The organism is Micromonospora sp. DT31, from assembly GCF_049841795.1.
Lineage (GTDB): Bacteria > Actinomycetota > Actinomycetes > Mycobacteriales > Micromonosporaceae > Micromonospora.
Genome location: NZ_JBNCKZ010000004.1, coordinates 1 through 2002, shown reverse-complemented (window position 1 = coordinate 2002; position 2002 = coordinate 1). Strand labels below are relative to the sequence as shown.

The following is a 2002-nucleotide window of genomic DNA, read 5'->3' as shown; positions in this document are numbered from 1 at the left end:
TTCGCCGCGCGGGGCGTGGGGCCCGGCCCGCCCCCCCCGGGGGGGGGGCCGCCCCCCGGGGCCCCCCGCCGGGGGGGGGGGGGGCCCCCCCGCCCGGGCGCCCCCCCCCCGCCGCCACAGCTTCATCGAGCCACCCCGGTGCGCCTGTACGGCGAGCCGGACGTTCTCCCGCACGGTCAGCGAGCCGAAGACCGAGGACGCCTGGAAGGTGCGCCCCAGTCCGAGCCGGGCGCGCCGGTGCGGCGGGAGAGCGGTGATGTCCGTGCCGTCCAGCAGGACCGTGCCCTCGGTTGGCCGGCGCAGGCCGGTGATCAGGTTGAACAGGGAGGTCTTGCCGGCGCCGTTCGGTCCGATCACACCGAGGAACTCCCCCGGCGCCAGGTCGAGGTAGACCGAGTCGACGATGGCGACCTCGCCGATCCGCCAGGTCAGACCGCGGGTGGCGAGCACCTCCTCAGCCCTTCATCTGCGCGACCGGCGGCGCGCTCTCGTCACCGCTCAGCGACTTCTGCGCGGTGGCCGAGAAGGTGGTGCCGCTGCCGGCGAGCTTGGCCTGGTACATCGGCTGGAGCAGGGCGTGGTCCTGGGCGCGGATCTTCATGGTGCCCTTGACGCCGTCGAACTCCCAACCTTCGAGCGCGGTGACCATCTTCTCCACGTCGTCGCCGCCCTCCTGCACGGCGCGGACGATCATCTGCGCGGCGGCGAAGCCGTCCGGGTGGAACAGGTCGAGCGTGCCGCCCGGCACCTTGGCCTTGGCGGCCTTCGCGGCGTCGGTGTCGCTGGCCCCGTCGAAGTAGTGCGACAGGAACGAGATCTTGTTGCCGGCCGCGCCGAAGGTCGGCCAGGAGGCGCGGATGTCCAGCCCGGTGACGACAGTGGTGGCGGCGAGGACGCCCTGCTGGTCGAGGGTCTGCCACATGGCGCCGGCGGTGGTGCCGGCCCAGGCGACGAAGAGCAGTTCCGGCTTGGCGGCCTTGATCTGGCTGGCGAACGGGGTGAACTCGGTGGCGCTGGCCGGTGCGCGGACGCTGCTCACGTTCGCGCCGGCGCCGCCGATCACGGCCTTGACGGCGGCCTCGTTCGCGTCGCCGAACGCACCGTCCTGGGCGAACACCACGACCTTCTTGCCGCTCGCGTTGCCGATGAACGACCGGGCGGTCACCACGTCCTGCCAGGACTGCCGCCCGGACCGGAACGTGTACTTGTTCGCGCCGGTCACCGCGTCGGTGGCGGCCGGGCCGGAGATGAACAGCACCTTGTTCTGCGCGGCGATCGGCGCGACCTGGAGCGCCACCCCGGAGGCGGTGGACCCGGCGATGATCTTCGCACCCTTGCCGATCAGGTCCTTGGTCGCGGAAACGGCCTTGGCCGGGTCGCCCGCGTCGTCGGCCTCGGTCACCTCGATCGTGCGGTCGCCGACCTTGCCGGTGCCCTTGGTGGCGAAGTCGAGGCCCGCCTTGAACCCTTCGATGTACTGCTTGCCGTAGCTGGCCAGGGGCCCGGACTGGGAGTAGACCAGGCCGACCTTGACCGGCGCGCTGTCACCGCCGCCGGAGGCGGTGTCCTGCGGGCTGCCGCAGGCCGTGACGGCCAGCACGGCAGCCATCGTCGTGGCGGCGGAAAGGAAGACCCGTCGCGTGTGCCGGATCGTCATGGCGACTCCAGGTGAGGACAGGGGGGATGTCGGTTGTCGGCTCACGCTAGAAGTGACGTCACCCACGAGCTATGTGGGCGGCGCACACAAGTGCCCGCTACGGGGTGGCCGCACCTTCCAGGGCGCGGACATCGACACGTAACCGCGTCGACCCGGGACGGCCGCGCCCGCCACGCACGGCAACGCGGCCGGCACCTCTGAACGATCCCCCGGCGCCCCGGTGGCGGTGCCTCTCGGTGTGCTCGCCGACGACAAGGAACGGTGGGGGTGGGGGGGGGGCCCCGCCCCCCCCCCCCCGGGGGGGTTTGAAAAAAAACCAGCCCCCCACACCCCAGTGTGGGTGGG

The 2002-nt window shown here is 72.6% G+C and carries 2 protein-coding genes; both read right to left on the bottom strand.

The window, feature by feature from the left end; all coding sequences use genetic code 11:
• Positions 1–450, bottom strand: a 450-nt coding sequence (locus ACLQ2X_RS08395) for an ATP-binding cassette domain-containing protein (RefSeq protein ID WP_425680410.1), incomplete at its 3' end; no start/stop codon positions are given.
• A gap of 4 nt (positions 451–454) precedes the next feature.
• The gene (locus ACLQ2X_RS08390) at positions 455–1657 is read right to left on the bottom strand and encodes a substrate-binding domain-containing protein (RefSeq protein ID WP_425680409.1); all 1203 of its coding nucleotides are present in this window, start codon (positions 1655–1657) and stop codon (positions 455–457) included.
• Positions 1658–2002: the final 345 nt, after the last annotated feature.

What these genes read in the sequence shown, in the direction of transcription:
- ACLQ2X_RS08390 (WP_425680409.1), bottom strand. Translation starts at nt 1,657, where the DNA reads ATGACGATCCGGCACACGCGACGGGTCTTCCTTTCCGCCGCCACGACG.